General features: G+C 61.1%; 25 protein-coding genes. 11 read left to right on the top strand and 14 right to left on the bottom strand.

The window, feature by feature from the left end; translation table 11 throughout:
• Window positions 1-10: 10 nt before the first annotated feature.
• Both DSM43276_RS23540 and DSM43276_RS08415 read left to right on the top strand, forming a co-directional pair.
• Window positions 11-181, top strand: a complete 171-nt coding sequence (locus DSM43276_RS23540; RefSeq protein ID WP_157896028.1) for a hypothetical protein — start codon at window positions 11-13, stop codon at window positions 179-181.
• Window positions 182-445, top strand: coding sequence for a hypothetical protein (locus DSM43276_RS08415; protein ID WP_078329294.1), 264 nt, complete (start codon window positions 182-184; stop codon window positions 443-445).
• A 126-nt stretch (window positions 446-571) separates the two neighbouring features.
• Here the strand turns inward: DSM43276_RS08415 and DSM43276_RS08410 are convergent, their stop codons facing one another.
• Together DSM43276_RS08410 and DSM43276_RS08405 are read right to left on the bottom strand one after the other, a co-directional pair.
• Complete coding sequence (locus DSM43276_RS08410; protein ID WP_136629010.1) at window positions 572-754, bottom strand: hypothetical protein; 183 nt, start codon at window positions 752-754, stop codon at window positions 572-574.
• Between the two features lie 55 nt (window positions 755-809).
• Window positions 810-1400 carry a hypothetical protein gene (locus DSM43276_RS08405; RefSeq protein ID WP_078329296.1) on the bottom strand — a complete coding sequence of 197 codons (591 nt, stop codon included), beginning with the start codon at window positions 1398-1400 and terminating at the stop codon, window positions 810-812.
• A 321-nt stretch (window positions 1401-1721) separates the two neighbouring features.
• Between DSM43276_RS08405 and DSM43276_RS23995 the strand changes: the two genes are divergently transcribed.
• Window positions 1722-1868, top strand: a complete 147-nt coding sequence (locus tag DSM43276_RS23995) for a cyclic-phosphate processing receiver domain-containing protein (protein WP_337678160.1) — start codon at window positions 1722-1724, stop codon at window positions 1866-1868.
• A 129-nt stretch (window positions 1869-1997) separates the two neighbouring features.
• On the opposite strand, the gene DSM43276_RS23990 is transcribed toward DSM43276_RS23995, so the two are convergent.
• The 5 genes from DSM43276_RS23990 to DSM43276_RS08375 all read right to left on the bottom strand — a co-directional run bounded on the left by DSM43276_RS23990 (window position 1998) and on the right by DSM43276_RS08375 (window position 4190).
• Window positions 1998-2234, bottom strand: coding sequence for a hypothetical protein (locus tag DSM43276_RS23990; protein ID WP_078329297.1), 237 nt, complete (start codon window positions 2232-2234; stop codon window positions 1998-2000).
• An 88-nt stretch (window positions 2235-2322) separates the two neighbouring features.
• The gene (locus DSM43276_RS08390; protein ID WP_078329298.1) at window positions 2323-2628 is read right to left on the bottom strand and encodes a hypothetical protein; all 306 of its coding nucleotides are present in this window, start codon (window positions 2626-2628) and stop codon (window positions 2323-2325) included.
• Between the two features lie 43 nt (window positions 2629-2671).
• A complete protein-coding gene (locus DSM43276_RS08385; RefSeq protein WP_078329299.1) occupies window positions 2672-3097 on the bottom strand; it encodes a hypothetical protein in 426 nt (141 codons plus the stop codon).
• Between the two features lie 15 nt (window positions 3098-3112).
• Entirely contained in the window at window positions 3113-3559 is a 447-nt protein-coding gene (locus DSM43276_RS08380; protein WP_078329300.1) for a hypothetical protein, read from the bottom strand.
• A 31-nt stretch (window positions 3560-3590) separates the two neighbouring features.
• Window positions 3591-4190 carry a hypothetical protein gene (locus DSM43276_RS08375; protein WP_078329301.1) on the bottom strand — a complete coding sequence of 200 codons (600 nt, stop codon included), beginning with the start codon at window positions 4188-4190 and terminating at the stop codon, window positions 3591-3593.
• Window positions 4191-4284: 94 nt separating this feature from the next.
• Between DSM43276_RS08375 and DSM43276_RS08370 the strand changes: the two genes are divergently transcribed.
• Complete coding sequence (locus tag DSM43276_RS08370; protein WP_234803006.1) at window positions 4285-4890, top strand: hypothetical protein; 606 nt, start codon at window positions 4285-4287, stop codon at window positions 4888-4890.
• Between the two features lie 356 nt (window positions 4891-5246).
• Window positions 5247-5672: a hypothetical protein gene (locus tag DSM43276_RS08360; RefSeq protein ID WP_078329303.1), complete on the top strand. Its 426-nt coding sequence runs from the start codon at window positions 5247-5249 to the stop codon at window positions 5670-5672.
• 178 nt (window positions 5673-5850) lie between these two features.
• On the opposite strand, the gene DSM43276_RS08355 is transcribed toward DSM43276_RS08360, so the two are convergent.
• From DSM43276_RS08355 to DSM43276_RS08340, 3 genes are all read right to left on the bottom strand, one after another.
• On the bottom strand, window positions 5851-7047 hold the full coding sequence (locus tag DSM43276_RS08355) for an SMI1/KNR4 family protein (RefSeq protein WP_078329304.1): 1197 nt from the start codon (window positions 7045-7047) through the stop codon (window positions 5851-5853).
• Between the two features lie 117 nt (window positions 7048-7164).
• Window positions 7165-7629: a DUF805 domain-containing protein gene (locus DSM43276_RS23935; protein WP_078329305.1), complete on the bottom strand. Its 465-nt coding sequence runs from the start codon at window positions 7627-7629 to the stop codon at window positions 7165-7167.
• A gap of 1008 nt (window positions 7630-8637) precedes the next feature.
• Window positions 8638-8856 carry a cold-shock protein gene (locus DSM43276_RS08340; RefSeq protein ID WP_078329307.1) on the bottom strand — a complete coding sequence of 73 codons (219 nt, stop codon included), beginning with the start codon at window positions 8854-8856 and terminating at the stop codon, window positions 8638-8640.
• A 102-nt stretch (window positions 8857-8958) separates the two neighbouring features.
• On the opposite strand from DSM43276_RS08340, the gene DSM43276_RS08335 reads away from it, so the two are divergent.
• Entirely contained in the window at window positions 8959-9546 is a 588-nt protein-coding gene (locus DSM43276_RS08335) for a hypothetical protein (protein ID WP_078329308.1), read from the top strand.
• Between the two features lie 357 nt (window positions 9547-9903).
• On the opposite strand, the gene DSM43276_RS23780 is transcribed toward DSM43276_RS08335, so the two are convergent.
• Window positions 9904-10278, bottom strand: coding sequence for a PASTA domain-containing protein (locus DSM43276_RS23780; RefSeq protein WP_234803008.1), 375 nt, complete (start codon window positions 10276-10278; stop codon window positions 9904-9906).
• A 261-nt stretch (window positions 10279-10539) separates the two neighbouring features.
• Here DSM43276_RS23780 and DSM43276_RS08320 point away from each other — a divergent pair, with 261 nt between their 5' ends.
• The 3 genes from DSM43276_RS08320 (at window position 10540) to DSM43276_RS08310 (ending at window position 12888) form a co-directional block, all read left to right on the top strand.
• Complete coding sequence (locus DSM43276_RS08320; protein WP_078329310.1) at window positions 10540-10818, top strand: hypothetical protein; 279 nt, start codon at window positions 10540-10542, stop codon at window positions 10816-10818.
• 98 nt (window positions 10819-10916) lie between these two features.
• Window positions 10917-11987, top strand: coding sequence for a hypothetical protein (locus DSM43276_RS08315; RefSeq protein WP_078329311.1), 1071 nt, complete (start codon window positions 10917-10919; stop codon window positions 11985-11987).
• Between the two features lie 376 nt (window positions 11988-12363).
• Window positions 12364-12888 (top strand): hypothetical protein, encoded by a 525-nt coding sequence (locus DSM43276_RS08310; protein ID WP_078329312.1) that lies wholly within the window; start codon window positions 12364-12366, stop codon window positions 12886-12888.
• A gap of 261 nt (window positions 12889-13149) precedes the next feature.
• Here DSM43276_RS08310 and DSM43276_RS08305 read toward each other — a convergent pair whose 3' ends face one another.
• On the bottom strand, window positions 13150-13380 hold the full coding sequence (locus tag DSM43276_RS08305) for a hypothetical protein (RefSeq protein WP_234802782.1): 231 nt from the start codon (window positions 13378-13380) through the stop codon (window positions 13150-13152).
• A gap of 498 nt (window positions 13381-13878) precedes the next feature.
• Between DSM43276_RS08305 and DSM43276_RS08300 the strand changes: the two genes are divergently transcribed.
• Window positions 13879-14493, top strand: coding sequence for a hypothetical protein (locus DSM43276_RS08300; protein ID WP_234803009.1), 615 nt, complete (start codon window positions 13879-13881; stop codon window positions 14491-14493).
• Between the two features lie 196 nt (window positions 14494-14689).
• Window positions 14690-15148 (top strand): hypothetical protein, encoded by a 459-nt coding sequence (locus DSM43276_RS08295; RefSeq protein WP_078313146.1) that lies wholly within the window; start codon window positions 14690-14692, stop codon window positions 15146-15148.
• Here DSM43276_RS08295 and DSM43276_RS08290 read toward each other — a convergent pair.
• Both DSM43276_RS08290 and DSM43276_RS08285 read right to left on the bottom strand, forming a co-directional pair.
• Window positions 15133-15579 carry a hypothetical protein gene (locus DSM43276_RS08290; protein ID WP_078329315.1) on the bottom strand — a complete coding sequence of 149 codons (447 nt, stop codon included), beginning with the start codon at window positions 15577-15579 and terminating at the stop codon, window positions 15133-15135. The genes DSM43276_RS08295 and DSM43276_RS08290 overlap by 16 nt on opposite strands.
• A gap of 84 nt (window positions 15580-15663) precedes the next feature.
• Window positions 15664-16263, bottom strand: coding sequence for a DUF805 domain-containing protein (locus DSM43276_RS08285; protein WP_234803010.1), 600 nt, complete (start codon window positions 16261-16263; stop codon window positions 15664-15666).
• Window positions 16264-16379: the final 116 nt, after the last annotated feature.

Here is a 16379-nt window from a genome sequence, read left to right as displayed (position 1 = left end):
CTTCTGGCCTGTGGCTGGGCCGCGTGGGGTGCGTGGGGTGCGATGGTGGTCAGATGCCGAGTTCGTGGTGTTGCGGGACCTGCGGCTCTCCTCGTCGACGGCACTCGTCGAGGACATGGAGCGCGTCACGCGAAAGAACGAAGGCAACTTCACCGCTATGGACTGGATGCCGCTGGGGTGAGTGCGCCTCACCAACCACGGCGACGGGACAGCGCACGCCGTAAAGCTGACCGGCGAGCAGTGCCGGCCGCGGGTGTGGATCGGAGACTCTGGTGTCAAGCCCTATGCCGGGCAACCGATCGAGGCCGACTACCCGCTGTGGAGCAACACCATCGAGGCGATAGAACCCGGCGAGTTGGTTAACGTGTGCGTCGTCGCGCGCCATGATCCCTCGCAGGCGAAGCCGACCGTCACCGCCGCGTGGCCGCGACTAGCGGGCCGTTGATGGGCGGGAAGCCGCGCCGTCACCTTCGACTTCGCCACCTCGCGACAGGTCGAGTATGGGATGCCCGGACAGACGGCACTCGGCGAGGCATGAGATGGCGGACCCGGACAGCGGCTAGCGAAGCGGTCACACCTCCGGCCACGCGAACAGCGACCGGTAGAACAGCTCACGCGCGTCGGGCTGAGGCTCGGGCTCGCCGGGCTTCATCTGCACGCAGCCGAGGATCGCATGCGGAGCCGACGCCGCCAGTGGCTTGTTCCGCAAGATCAGCTCGGTGAACGCCTCGATCAGCCCAGTGCCAGCACTCATCAGTGTGACAGCCGCCGTCGCCAGATCGGCGACAGTGTGCCGGGTACCGAACACCTCAGCTGGATCCGCGCGCCACCACACCGAGGCTGTCGTAGTGGGCCTGTGTCAACTTCGGGCTGGCACCGGGGAGCAGCTCCGGCATCGCGTCGAGGTTCAGGGCGATGTTCTTCGCGCTGCCGTAGCCGCGTCCCGGATGCTGATCAACGCGCAAGATCCGGTCGTGGATGTGGTTGCGGAGCACTTTGCATATCCCGGCGTAGGCATGCAGCCGCTCAACCTCGGCGAGCGCATCAGCTGGGTACTCCCGCACCAAGTGTTCGGTGACGTAACCGCCGGCGTCCAGGGAGAGAGTGACAACAATCCCGCCTGACGCACCGAGGTCGTTGATGGTCCAGGCCAACGCTGCCATGTCGCTCTGCTTCAGACTGCTCTTCGGGTACCGCCGACATTCAATGACGACTACCGCTTCACCGTCAGCACTGACGCCCTTGGCGTCGATTTCCCATTTGGTGCCCGACGCGCCGACAAGTGTCTGTTTCCCCTCAATGCTTTCGAGCCCAAGGCCGAGTGCATCGCCGATCTTGTCCAACAGCAAGCGGGCTACGTCCTCGTAGGTCTCCCAGCTCGTACGCTTCTCGATACTCACACGACTCCACGTCCAACGTTCGATCTGGTGCTCAGGCCCTCAAGCGCCGCATGGGTTTCATGCATTCTACGTCGCGAAATCAAATGTGTACCTGGATACTTCGAAGATCTTATGAACACGCGGAGCCGTGTCCAACCATCATCGACCTACTCGACGTGCGCGTGCGCAGTGCGGAGAATCGGCACTGGTCTGGGCGGGCACCCGGCAGGATCAGCTTATGAAGCTATGGGTGAACGACGAGCGTGAGGCTCCCGACTGCTGGGTTTGGGCGAAAACCTCTGCTGACGCGCTGATCTCGGTGGCGAATGCACGACGCGGCCTGTGGTGCGCTGGCTCGCCGAACGCAACAGCTGGCCAGAGCGTGTGTACGTCCATACCGCCAATCCCGTTGGGAGACAGTGGCTCGAAGGAATGATGCAGCGGTACGGGCCCGGTGTGAGCCGACGGAGCAACCCCGGCGCGCCGTAGCCATCAACCGGGGTCAGACGAATCGTGGGGCCTAAGCCGCAGAACCCGTACCTTGCTCACGGACAAGTATGCACTAGGAGGCGAACTAACATCTGGTGACGCACGCTAGCCCGTCACCGCTCGGCGGTACTAGAGCTTGTAGCGGAGATACGCCATGGCAAGAAAGAGGACCACAAACGCGCCAAGCCCCAACCCGACAAGCACGCTCTTGAAAACCAACGAGATACATACGATGGCTACCGCGGGAGCGACTACCCAGTAAAGCCACTTCTGGACAGTGCTTTCGCGAGGCTCTGCGAATAGGGATACGCCTCCGATCACAGCCGCCATCAAGGCCATGTAGAAGTCGGGCTCCAGCGCTCTCATCGCCTAACACCATATGTGAACCACAATGAGGCACCATCGCACGACATTTCGGCAATCCGTCTGGAAGGCAACATAATTCTGTTGATGCTCAACGGTGCAGGGTCTGTAAGCCGAACTCCACTGCCACATCGGCTGCCACGAGCGATGTTAGGGAACACAGACCAGCCAACACGGCGTGCCAGTAGCAGAGTTTTTCCTTAAACCGAATCATGCGGGCCACGGCCACGATCGCAAGTATCACGCTGATAACCAAGGTGATCCAGAATCCCAAGTACAAGCCCTCGGACCAGAAGAATTGGAACAGCACCGCCGACAACACGAACCACAACAGCACGCTCAGCACGATCCCCGCTGCGAACGCCGCGAATGTAAAGACGGCTGATCTGGTACTCAAAACGTCCAGCTTCCAAAGGGTTTCAGAACCGCCTTGGGAGCGCTCATTCGCCGATCATCTCAGCGGCGATCTGGAAGCCCCATCCGGCGACGTAGCCTAGAGCGACCGCTGCGGCCGCAACCAAGGCATAGCGAGCCAGGAATTTGCGTACAGGCGGCGATTTCCCGACACCGTCTACCGCCAGCCCAACAGCGAGGGTCACCACAAGAGAGCCGACCCAACGGCACAGGTTTCCACAGAGACCGGCAGTATGAATCTGGTCCAGATAGTCACGAGGATCGTCGTTGGCTTGACTCTGAGCCTCAACGAACACCACAGCGACACGCCAAAAGCCCCAGTACATTCCAAACAGAAACGTCGCCACGACCGTGGCCAGCATGGAGAGCCTCGTCACCAATTTCCCAGCAGAACCACTCCGCTCAAGTTCCGAACCAGGCAGCCAGACTGACTGGCCTTCAGGAACCGTCATGTCTCATTCCCCCTATCAGCGCTGGCCACTTGAGTGCGCCGACACAATCCCCACGGCATAGCTGCCGCTGCAGTACTTCCAGCCTTCATTCTCTTTACGGAACACGACGCGGTAGCGCTCGGGCAGCTCGGGCGCTATCCCCGGCGGGGTTACGAGTGCGGCCAGTGCGGCATCGCCATGCACCGATACGTCGGTGAGAGCACCAGTTGCAGGTAGATCGGCTGAAGAGTTGCTCTTAATCGAATCGATCCCATCCCAATGCTGTCGCGTGCAAGTTAACACGTTGTACGCGTGAACATTCTGGTTCTGCACTGCTTGTGCGACCTCGCGATAGATGTCATTGAGCTCCTCGGCGAGCATCTCTTCTGGAGTCGGACCACACGCGCACAGAACACACACACCAACCAATGCGAATATCGTTGCAGTGCAAATACTCTGATAACGCAATGATCGACCGCTCATTAGGAATACTCCTTCATACGATACGCGGAATCTAGAAGGCCCAGCTTTTGGGTGCCGCGATCACGAAGCCGTGAGTCACCGGGGGGCCTGCCTCAGAGCTGATTTCGTGCGGAGCTTCGAGTATGCAGACCAGGTCCGCTGATGCCGGCACACCGCACATGAGTGACTCCGTGGCCGAAAAGTTCCAGAACGCGATCTTGTGACCCGGCGCGGGCACGATAGGCGCCGTGCCACCGGTAACACCGAAGAACTCTTCAGAAGTTTTGGCGACGAACCGGGCCGGGCCAAGTCCGTACTGGTAGGCCGAGTCCAACGTCACGACATGTGTTCCCGGCGGCTGTCCCGGTAGGTCGCCTGCGCATGCCACTTGATGCGCAATCTTGACGGTCCGCTCCCTACACAGGAGCCCGGTTGCTGGGCTGAACCACAGTTCGGGTATTGCGTTGAGGTCTTCGACGCTCGATGGCGGCGGGCCGCTGCCATCGATCAGCCAGTCAATGTCCGGAATCGGCGGTGCCGCATCTGCATTCGATGGCGAGACGAGTTGTAGCAGCGAGAACGCGACCACACCAACCAATCCCGTTGCGAATGCTCTGGCCACACAATGAACGGCGTTACCTGCTCTTCTCATGCCGACTCCTCCCCCGCACCGAGTTCGCGGTGTATCACCCAACCCTTGCCATCCTCCCACATCCACCGGTTTGCTGTCTGCTTACACTGTGCTGGTGTGGATAAAACTTGCGCTTGCCCGGTGGTGGATCCAGTGGCTCGCGTATGCGGCCATGATTTTCATCGCAGCGGGCGTTCCTGTGGCGGTCATCAACCGCAACGAACAGGGGCAATGGCTCGGCTGGTGGATCGGCATCGCCGTCGTGGCACTCGTCGGCGGGCTCGTGTGCTCGCTGACCTCACGGTCCAGAGCACCCCAATTGCACCAGCTGCTCGACGGACTCACACCAGCCCAGTATCGGCAAGCATCCAAGGCCATCCTGTTAGGGCCGATACCGGCCGATCCCGCGATCCGGCGTAAAGCTGCACGCCTGGCCGAGAACGCTGCTCGACGTCAACTCGCCATCACAACACCCTTGGTGCGCAGGTTCCTGATCGGGATCATGATTGTCAATGTCTTATTCCGGCTGGGGAATTCAGCTTTCGGCCAGCCAACCACCTTTGTCGATTTCTATACAGCCGTTCTGTTCGCCGGGCTGGGTGTGTTCTGGTGGCTCTATCCTCCGCTGCTCGAAGCCCGAGCACAGCTACTGGCGGGGCCCGTGTACGCACCGTTGCCTGAATCCGGCGAGTATCGCGCCGCCATTGAGAATCGCCTGTGAGCCCGCGGATCGCCGTGGCGGCAGCTAGCGCCGCAGCGCTCCTTGCGGCGGTCGCTTGCGGTCAGAGTTCCACTCCCGCAACGTCCCCTGGCTCGGTATCGCCGTCGGCGGCCTCTCCCACTGCGTCTGTCGCTTCCGGATCATCGCCGCACTGGATCAGCCCGACGCCCACAGGAGCCCTCGCCTCCCCCACCCACGGATACATTCCGTCGCTTACCGCAACCCCGGGAACACCGCAGGGACAAAAGGTTTCGATACCGACACTATCGGGCGGTGACCCCGCCGTCACGAAAAGATTCAACGAGTCAATGAGGGCCTCGCGCGCCGGGATGCCCCTAGCCTCGGAAGAGACCAGCGTGAGCGACACCGAGCTCCTCGGCGGCTATCGCAGCGGGGTGACCCGGATCGGCGCCGGTGCCGTCGCGGGCCGGATCGTGCTCCTCTGGTACGGCAAGGGCGCAGCGCACCCTAACCGCAGCCTGGGCACCGTGGTGATCGCAACCACGACGGCCACCCCTATCACCGTCGACGACCTGTACCACGACCGCTCCTCCGCGCTGGACCGCCTGCGCAGCCTGCTCCCCGAACTGGACCCCACCAAACGCGTGGATACAGTCATGGGTACCCACTTCGCCGATGCGTGGCTACCAACCTCCCACGGCCTGGAGGTGTACGTGCCCATCGCGCACGCCGCCGGCGACTACGCCCCCATCGTGGTGCCATGGGCGCGGATCGCCGACCAACTCCGACCCGGAATGCTGGAACAACTACGCGCCGACTGAACCGCTACAAGGCATCACGCACAGCACCCGTACGGCAATCTGAATTCGTAGCCGAGCAGGCACGGCGAATCCGGCTGGTTCGGCGACGGGCTCTCCGTCACACCCACCTCTATCGCGCGCCCGTTGCGCTGCTTGGGCTACGGCGTTGGTGGGCGCGGACGTGATCGGGCTGCGGTAGTCAGCGTGTCTTCCGACCTTGGACTTGAGTGTTTTGGCTTGTGGTCCACAACTTTTCGCAGAATCTGAGGAGGTGGTTTTGCACAGTGCAGGCGTTGTCCGGGCGGTATGTGTTGGGAGATGTGGGCGCGGCGTCCTGGATGAGGTGGCGGACCTTGCCGTCACGAACGTCTATCCCGTAGAGGTTGTAGGACACGCCTTCATAGCCGAATACTTCACGCTGAATGATGCTGTAACCGAACGGTATAGCGGGAATCCGCCCGATCCGTGCAGCGACTGGCTCGGAATAGAGTTCGTCGGGCAGCATCACTCCCGTCTTCTTGTGGTGGTCGAGTGCATCTTGCTGATGGAGCACGGCAAGCTCCAGAAGCTCTTGCCAGCGGGCTGTATCCGCGAGTTCTGTGGTGGACAGGATGTGCCCGAAGCCGGGCAGGTCCAGGCCGTCACTGATGTGAAGAAGAGCGCGATGCTCGGGATGCAACGCATGTGTCAGGTGTTGGCTGGTGGCCTGCAGCGCGGTCTCTGTGGCTCCGGGGTGGCGTGTCATCAACGGTTGCCCGGTGGCTCGCAGCTGCTCATCGAGCTTGTCGAGGATGCTCGGCAGTGTCGGTGGATCTGTTCGGATGTTGCGATCCCATGGATCGGACCACTGCCCGCGGACCTCGTATTCGACCATTTTGCGTTTGGCGCTCAGGTCGTCGGACAGATACGAGTACAGGTCCGGCCAGAGATCCTCGGGCTCCTCACCCAGACAAAAGAGGCTGCCGGCTCGCTGGCGGCCGGGCCCGTCGGAGATGAACATGCAGGTCTGTCCGCTGTAGCCGTTGTCGTCGTAGAGCACGGGCAGACATGCCGACCAATCGTCGCCCACGCCCTTTCGCTCTGCGAAATCTGTGCAGTTGTCGGCAAAGACCTCGACTGTCTCAAGGCAATCTGCGGACCGGTCCCCTTGACCGAGATCAGAAGTGCCCAACAGATCAACAAAGAAGAAGCCGTCCCAACCGTTCGCGATCGACAACAGGGTGCGATAGTCCGGATCCAACCGATACCCGAGACGATGCTCGGCTTCAGCCAACTCGGCCTCCGATGCACCCGGCCGAGGCAAAGTCAGCTCGAAATACTCACTGAACTCAGCGTATCGCCGTGCTTCCACGACAAACGCATCGATCAACTCCTGCCACTGCCGCCTAGTCGCCATCGAACAATCCCCTTGCTAAGCCAAACCATTGGTCACTACTGATGTGCGTATGCAATACAGAAGGGCAGCATCCGGCGATGTCGTCAAAGCCGCTGCCACAGCCAGCACGCGCTGTCTTCAACGACGGTCGAAGCATTCTCCACGCGGCTTTGAGGGCAAGAAGCCGAAGATAATCGGCATCAGGGACCCTACGTAGGGCAAGACCGCCAGCAAGGCCATCCACCCCGAGAAGTCGGCATCGTGGAGCCTGCGGACCGTCAGTGCCCAGGCCCCGATCGCCCACACCAGAACGAATCCGATGAGCACTGTCACGCACGCAAGCTGGAGCGCGCTGTCTGTGCCGAGGGCCACTCCCGACACAAGAAGGCCTGCGGCCACCATTTGCATCAGCATCACCCACCAGTACTCACTGCGAGACGCGCGGCCAGAGAACCGGGCGTAACTACGGAAGAACCGCGTTATCGCCTGGCCAAACGTTGCCCCATACAAGGGGAGCGTCAAATCGCGTGGATCGGTCGCGCCGAGGGGTTTGGAGACGCTTTGGCTGTTCGTCTCAGGCGGCGATGGTTCGGTGTGCGTCACAGGTGCCTCTGCGGGATTAGTCGGAGTTCGGTGAGGGCCCTCGGCTCAGGTTCCAGACTGACAACATCACTGCCCAACTCGGCAAGCAACTCATCGGACCCCATCAGAATCCCCATAACCACGAACTATAGCGAAGACCAGCAACTTCGCCGCATCCGGGCGCATCCAAGGATTTGCACCGCATCCATGTCTCGAAACTCAGGCGGCCCCTGAACGACCCTACGTGTGAGTCCATGTCGTAGCACCCAGCGCGGCATCACCTCACGACCGGCGCACTTCTTACGTCTCCGACCCGGACAGCCCTCGCGTTACGTATAGCATTCCACCCCAACTGTTTTCGAATGCAATCAGCACGGTGCTGTCATCGTTTCCGTAGATGCCGGCGGCTCCACCAGTCCTGCACCTGCTGATGCCACCGAGCGCCCTTGGGCAACTCCGGGAGGGTCGGGTTGGCCTGCGGTTTGAGTACTGCACGAATAGTTGCCGTGTTCCGCCGAGCACGTAGAGAGGGGTCTTTAGGCTGACGCGGCATGGCCGAACTCCTATGCCAGGATGATTGACTCCAATTTCGGTAATGTCGTTGCGCGACAATCGAATGCGCGCGACTTGGGTAGATCCGGAAAATATGGGGATCCGTACACGGCGAGATTCACAGTGCATTCCGGCTGTCCAGGGTGGCCCGGGGAAGGGGTGGTGGCCTGGGGTGTGCGTCAGCGTGTGCGACGATCGCCCCATGTGGGGACGAAAGTCGGTCGAGAAGGCGCATGCTCACTGCAGGAACAACCGCGTCGCACTAAGCAGGTCAAACGTCTGCGGCTGCTTCTACTGTCTGGCGATCTACTCACCAAGCGCGATCACGGAGTGGACTGACTATGACGACTCGGCTCTGTGCCCGAAGTGTGGAATCGATAGCGTGCTCGCCGAGGATTCGGGGTATCCGATCACCAAGGCGTTCCTTACGAGGATGTACGCGCGCTGGTTCGCAACAGTCCATCGGGTTGACGGCGCTCAGAGCTGACGCACGCGTGTTACGACGTACTGGAAGCTGTCCTGTCGTCTCTGCTCGTAGTCGAACTCGACGCGCTCCCCTTCATTGAGCATCCGAAAGCCCTCACCCTCAATCGCCGTGTAGTGCGCGAAGGCGTCCGACCCGTCAGGCAGCTCAGGTGACGTGATCGCACCCCAGCCCTTCTCGGGCTTGAAGAACTTCACGATGCCCTGCGCCATGCGGTCAGCATGGCTGTCGGCGTCGCTCTCATCAAGCCTCAGGCGAACACATTCGGGTTTCAGACTAGGAAACAGACCGTATCAGCTAACTAGAATGTCGCTATGCGGAGAATTGGCCGGTGGGCTGGCGGCGTGATGGCTTTGTGTCTAGGCATTGCATTCAGCCCTGTTGCTCACAGCGACCCAGGCCTCGACGGTTTGAGTCAGGTGGATGACAAGACGTTTCACACCTACTCGACCTACGGTGCGGGTGGCTGGCTGTTCATCGCCCCTGGCGGGTTTCATTGCCGAATCATGACGTACATGCGCTGGTCAGGACCACCAGAAGCAAAATGCTGGGGCTCACTGCCAGGTGTCGATTCAGGCGAGAACTACGCGTTCGCGATTGCGCACAGATCGAGCGGTGACAACTCCGAGCCGCTGTCAGGCGTGCAGAAACTGGCCGACATCAGCGGATTCGAGACCCGCCACGTCTACAGCTACGAACCGCGGCAAGGCCCCGATCTTGTGGACCCGAGTGCGTACCACCTGTTGCCATCGGGGTCGAAGCTGTCCGCGCAAGGCCCTGGCGCCAACGTGACCTGCGGCGTGCGAGCTCTGGACACCATCTGTGTAGTCGAAAGCACCAACGACGGCGAGAACTGGCGCGAGGGTTTTGTCCTGTCCCCCAACGGCAGCCACACCATCTAAGCCCTCTGACGGGAAGTCATCCTCGATCCTCACCCCGGGCCTTGTGGTCATTGCATGGCTGGCATGCAGCACGCAGGTTCCTCGCCTCGAATGCCAGATCCGGCCGGCGCGACGCTGGCTGCTCCTTGTCCACCACAGTGGCTCGCCCTGTGCAGATGCCCTCGTACTGGACGCGGCAGCGGTAGCGGTCTCGGTCCAGGATCTTCGGGGCCAGCTCTCGCCATCGGCGCTGACGCGTCACCTCACTGGAAACTGTGCGTGGTCCGCTCCACGCCTCAGTGTGCTCAGGACAGTAGCGGGTGAAGCGGATCAGATTGGGACATCCAGACACTGGGCACGGACGCGGAGCCCTAGGCGTCAGCGCTTCTCGACGCCACTATGTTCAGGCTCGGCATTGGTCCCGAAAGTGAGGGTGACGAGGGAGCCTGGCCTGACATGGGCTCCTGCGGGAGGATCTTGAGAAATGACTCGCCCGACCTTGTCGAGATCGCCGACCGCGACCTCCTTGGGCAGAAAATTGACCAAGCCAAGATCGAAACAAACGGGCACGACATCTGTCCACTGCATCCCCGTCAAACCAGGCATGACCACCAGAGGCGGTGTAGCCGCAGTGGCCTTGGGCTGCACGTTAGAGGACTTTGCTGGGGTACTCGATGGACTCTCCGGTGGAGCGGGCACGGAGCAACCAGCCAGCAGCACCCCGGCAACACACGTTGCGGGCAGGATCTTCATCGCGCACCTCACTGAATGTTGGTACGGGCGCGAGGAAGGGGAAACTCCCGGTATCCACTACCCGATCGCCCGTCTTTGCAGCACCGGGATTGCAGCCAACGACAGCTTAATCAGGCCTTGAGGTCTATGCCCATTGCTAGTGCTTGGCGTGGTAGTGCGCGGCGAATTGCTGCGCGAGAACCGCTACGAGCACGTCGCATTCGGTCCGTCGGGCTACAGCCTTCCATGCAACGTTGGGCGCTGGGACATACACTCCGCGCTATGTTCAGCAACCGGCAAATCTTCCGTGACCCGGCAGTTGCTCTGACACCAGCGCAGGAGTCGAGCGCCAGGCGCGCGGCACGGCGAGCCGCGCGACAGTCTCGCCGTTCGCTGCGCACCGCTCGCGGGCAGTACCGGCGTTACCGCGACGACGCGGGTGAGACCTATCTCGACTGGCCGCGCTGGCACGCCGAGTACCTCGACGAATACCGCGACAGCGGCATAATCAACGAGGGTGGCATCCAGGGCGCCCCGGATGCAACCGCAGGCGGGCTCTGACTACGCGGTTTGACGCCCAGCGCGCTCTCCCCGGCCTTCGGCCCCGCAAGGAGCCCATTTCCTGAGCGCAAGAAGCACCCTGCAAGCAATATGCAAGGATGTTTGCTGTGTGGATTCGTCTATCGGCGGCACCCTGGTGGGCCAACTGGATTGTGATGGTGTTCCTGATAGCGGCCGCCTCGGGGCCGATGTGGCTGCTGATGCAGTCAGACAGCGACACCCCAGGATGGCGGTTCTTCGTCGTTAAAGTGACTGCGTTCAGCGTGGGGTTGGCGACCACGTTTGTACTGATCCAGCGGCCGGTTCGACGTTCGTTCGCCGCAGCGCTTGCGGGACTCAACCGGGCCCAGCGGCGACAATCCGCCACGGCTATCTGGCGCGGCGACACTCCGCGTGATCCCGCGGTGCTATCTGCGGCCGTTCAACTGGGCACCATTGCCCTCCGCGCCCAGCGCCGAGCACCGGCCTGGGCCAAGTGGTTTCAGCGGATGTCACCGATCTTGTTCAGTGCCTTCGCAATTGGCGATTTCATCGAGGGAAAGCAGCAGCACGCACTGGCCTATGCCGTATTCGCGGTGCTGCTCGCAGCTTCAGTGCTGTGGAGCGAATACGCCAGACACCGCATGCAGAACCGTCTCGATCTCTTACACTCCGCCGCAAGCGCTGCCGGAGCCGCTCCGCCTCTCGCTGAAGTCGACTACCCGGCGCTGATGCCACCGCGCCGGCAGGTGCTGATCGCGATAGCAGTAGCACTGGCGACCGCCAGCTTTGCCGGTGCGGTTACCTACTTCGCCGACCTACCGAATCGAACCCTCAAGCGAGACTGCAGTAATGCTGTCCACGATCTCTACTACTTCACTCAGCATAAAGAGATGGTCGAGGGGCCAACGATCCTGCCCAACGGACCCAGCCTCTCCGCCTACCAAGACTGGTCCGACGAGATCAACCGATACGCGGCTCCGATATCGGCAGGTGATATCGGAGCGCCCATGCGCCACGTGGCCGACCTATCCAAGCAGGCACTCACTCTCGTACGCGATACCCGAAATGACCCCGGCGCCAATGAAGTACAAACAGCGGAACGGCAAGTCAGCTACAACAAAATCATCAACCAAATGTACGACGAAACACGGCCCGTCCTCGATACCTGCAAGAACGTCTTCCACTGACCACATCGACATCCATCAGACGGGCCTGAACATGTGACGCTGCAGCCACAACTGGAGGGTGAGCTTGGAGCGGCCGTCGGCGGTCTGGACGCCGACGAAGACCAGCGCGAGCCATTCCCCGGTATCGAGACGGACCCAAGCCGCCTGGCGGCCTGGTTGCAGCGACTAGATCGTCAGAACCGCGGGCTCACCGATCGTCGCGCCACTCTCAGCGCCCTCGCGCGGATCAATGGTGCGTTCACGGAACCCGAGACCGAGCTCCCGGCAAGGGTTTCGCACTGGCAGCCGTGGAAACGCCACGCCGACAGCACACACTTTTGTCCTGAAATCTGTGTGTGCGGTTACATCTGCGGACTGTTCCATGCATACTTTGCTCATGATTCGCTGGATGGGATCCGCTGCGACAGTGTTCACACTTGCAGCCGGTGGTATTACCGCATCTGCTGTTGTAGCGCCGGGCGTAGCGTGTGCTTGCTCATGCGTCGCTGTCCGCAAGGACGCGACCTCGGTCAAGGAATGGCTCGGGCGGGCGCAAGCAATCTTCGTCGGGACACCTACCGACACTCTGGGGATCGGCAACCCCGACACCGGTCGCACCATCTACGAGTTCGCAGTCCGCGAGGTCTACAAGGGTGATGTCGGTGCAGTGACAACAGTCAAGGTCGAGAACTTCGGGCCATCCTGCGGGCGTGGGTACGACATTGGTACGGAGTACTTCGTGGTGGCAGGTAAGCCCGACGAGATACCCAACGACAGCAGACCCAACGCACCCGCCGCCTACGGGGACAACAGGTGCTCGTTGACTCAAGCAGCTGCGGGGTCCGATCTGCCCGGCCCTTCGCAAGCCATCTACGGGAGACCTCATGCGCCTACCGGGCCGTCTGTCACGCTGCCCACATAGGGCGTCGCCGGGATAGCGCTTCCATCACCCGGATGATCGGCAGCACGCTTGCCCAGAACACAGTTGAACGTCAGCTCGTGTCATATCGCCCGCGGTGCGTAAGTCTCTCATCGGATTCATGGCTGTCAATGTTCTTATCCAGCTGAGCATCTCAGCTTTCGGAGCAACGATCAGCTTCTCCACAGTCTGCAATGCTGCCGCCTTCACGGGCATCGCAGTTTTTTGGTGGCTCTATCCCCCACCACTTGAGCCCGCGCGCAACTACTCGCAGGGCTCGTGCACGCACCGAACATCGGCATCGCTGTGCCGGCGGCGCAGCGTTCGGATGCCGCCCCATACGCACGCCGCTATCAGAGCCAGCCCGACGGCACTTAGTCCCCACCACAGGTATGACGGCGCAGTGGGCTGCTGCTCGAACCTGCGCATGGCTTCGTCCCAGCCCTGCAATACGATTCCGACGCCGGTCAAGTAGATACCCGCGGTAACCCCCACGAGCAACAAGACCGCTGTGACAACCTTCTTAATCAGCTACCTCTTCTGTCGGTGGCTATTTCGGCGTACTGAGCGGCCTTATCGGCCCTGCGGCGGTTACGGGCACGACGCCGAGGGCTACTTCCTGGCTGGAATCTGGCTGGCTGCCTGACTCGCTCGTGTTCCGATTAGCCACGCTCAAGCAGAAGTTTGATCATCGAACCGTTCGGGCAACTCCTGCGTCTTCTGATAGATATCCACAGCGGGTGGTCGCACCAACCCCACCGGCCTACTTCTGTGGCAAACGAGATGACAACACAGCTCCTCAAAGTAGCGATCGTGTGGCGGCCACCGCCGGATTTCACCCCGCCATGGAAACGTGGCGAATTTTCTTCAATGTGCCAGAAATGTCCGCTGACGTCTACTGAGACCGGCTGTCAGTTATCATCGAGTGGTTTCTGCAGGAAACAGACTAGGGGGCGGTGGCTTATGCGGAATCTTGGGCAAACAGCTATCAGCATGGTTGCGGCGGGGGCACTGGTGACCATTGGGCACTTGCCATCGGCCAGTGCCGCGACGGCAACAGCGAGCCTGGTCCTGAATGGGCTGCCGGGCTACAGCGTCGACGTGTACGAAACGGGTAGCAAGTTGGGCGGCGGGCTGGGCAAGTACGAGTTGAATCCCGCGTGCCGCGCCGCCATCGCCGATTCGGTGTCGAAGATGCCCACGGATGCTGTCGCCTACCGGGGCGATATCAGTCGCATCGCTGCGGACGGATCGCGGCGTACGACCGCGTATTCGGTGCTGGTTAGCCTCGATGATCCACAGGTGGGCCGCGCCGCCATCGCAAGTTTGGGCCCCATCCTGGCGAGCTGTCCGGACACGGGCCTTCGGCCCGGTGAGTATGGCGCCCGCCCCAGCCCTATGAGGCTGCGTGGAGTCGAAGCACAGGTCGCCCAGATCTTCACCATAAAGAAGGATGGACAGCTGCCCACTCCCGGAGTTGTGTACGTCACCGGCGGCATTCTCGGCTACCTGGAATTGGAGCCCACGGGGGACGAGCCCGCTGACCTTGCGCTGTGGCAGGACCTTGCCCAGAACCAGGTTGATCGCATCAATGCCCGCAACGCCTAGTCCTCGACGTCCCAGGGCCGGTTGGTGGCAATCCGTCCGGTCAGCGTCCCGCTCAATTCCGTATGCTTCGAAAGACGTTGCTTCGCAGCCTTTACCGCAGTTCCACCCCAGGAACCAGTTGGTCATCAATACCGGTGGTAGGTGGCTGGCGCAGGAGACCCTCTTGGCGGCTTGCCCCGATGTTAATGTTTGCTAGATGATCAAATTCCGCCGGGCAGTGTTCGATTTGATGATCCCGTTCAATGTAATGGCGGCGCTGTGGGTGTGGGTGGGCCGTGGCGTGTTCGGCGCAACGCTGGGCTGGATCGCGCTACTCATGCTGGTGTTCATCGTCCCAGTTCTCGTCGTAGCGTTAATTGCCTCGACAGCCCTTGCGTTCTCGCAGCCCCGAAGACCGGTGCGACTTTCCTCCGCCCAGGCAATCGCCCAGGCGACGTTTTGGCTGATCATGCTGATACTCGGTGTTGTGATCGTCGATGTGGATGACCAAAGCCGCGAGGAATCCGTTCTGATCAATATCCTCGGATGGAGTCCCGAGTTGCTCGATACCAGCCTGGAATTAGAGAAGGTGCTCGCCTTCAGTGCGGTGGCCTGCTGGCTGGTACTTGTTGGATTGCTGGGATGGGGCCGTACCAGCAATCAACCCTCATCCTGACGCGATGGGACTGCCGTAAGTCTTGCCCCGCACGACGCGAAGAGGTAGGTCATTCCGGTGCTGAGTATTTCGTCGCTATTTTGGAAGCATTCGCGGCCATTGAGATTACTGCCGACTTGACTGACGGTGACTTGGCCCAAGAGTTGGCCTTTGAGGTTCTTCAGCACCCGGACTGTGAAGAGCGAGTAGATGTCCTTGCCTTCAACGTGCTGCCCGTCCGACGTCTCGACTTTGCCGACAAAGACGTTATCGGCCGCGCCCACGAAAGCGCGCTTATCATGGACATCGGCTGTGTATTCAGCGATCCGCATGCAGTTGGGGTTGGTGCCACGAAGATCGCCGTAGAGTTGCCCAATGGTCTGGCAACCTGAACTGGCCACAGCAACTATCGAGAAGCAGACCGCGGTGATAGCGGCTTGGGAGATGCGCATGTGGTTAGTTCCTCGCCGTGTTCCATCCCCAATGAAAAACAAATGTGCTCGTCGCGCAACCGACCTCACAATCCAGGAAGCGTGTTACCCCGAAATCGAGGGGTTGTCGTAGCGGGCGCCGAGGGGGTTCGTGCTCAGTAGGCCGATCACGATCCACACGACGTAGTTGACCAGCGGAATGAAGTTCAGCAAGTACAACCAACCGGACATGTTCGCATCGTGCAGGCGACGCACCGACACCGCGATCGTCGGGAGAGCGAACCCCAGCGCAACCAAGAGGATCACAATGCCGAAAACGCCCGCGGCCGTATCCCCATCGGCGACGTTCGCCGAGATGATTGCCAGTGCGAACAACGCCACGAGGACGAGGACATAGGCGAGTACCGACCACCAGTACTCACTCTGCGAGGCCCGCCCTGAAAACTTCGCGTAGCTGCGAAAGAACCTGTTCACTGCCTGCCCGAACGTAGCGCCGTACAGCGGTAGGGCCAGGTCTCGCGGGTCACGAGCCCCTGGATTCGATTGCGGCCAAACGCCACCCGGCGCCGGATACATCGGTGGCGGGTAGGACTGACCTGCATACTGCGGGTTGCCTTGCGGCTGCCCGCGCCCATAGCCGAGACGGTCACCGTCTCCAGGCTCTGCTCCCCATGGCCCACCGTAGGGCGGTTGTCCATATGTCATTCCGATTCCTCCCTCATCACGACACTCTCGATCCAGACCACTGAAGGGCCGGATTAAGTTCCAGGCGCAAAGCATCGACGCCCTATTCAGCAAGCAACTCGTCCACCCCCTCAACT

Origin of the sequence: Mycobacteroides salmoniphilum (assembly GCF_004924335.1) — a bacterium.
GTDB classification, from domain to species: domain Bacteria; phylum Actinomycetota; class Actinomycetes; order Mycobacteriales; family Mycobacteriaceae; genus Mycobacterium; species Mycobacterium salmoniphilum.
The sequence above is the reverse complement of the archived record's forward strand: the minus strand, read 5'-3'. Positions and strand labels throughout refer to the sequence as shown.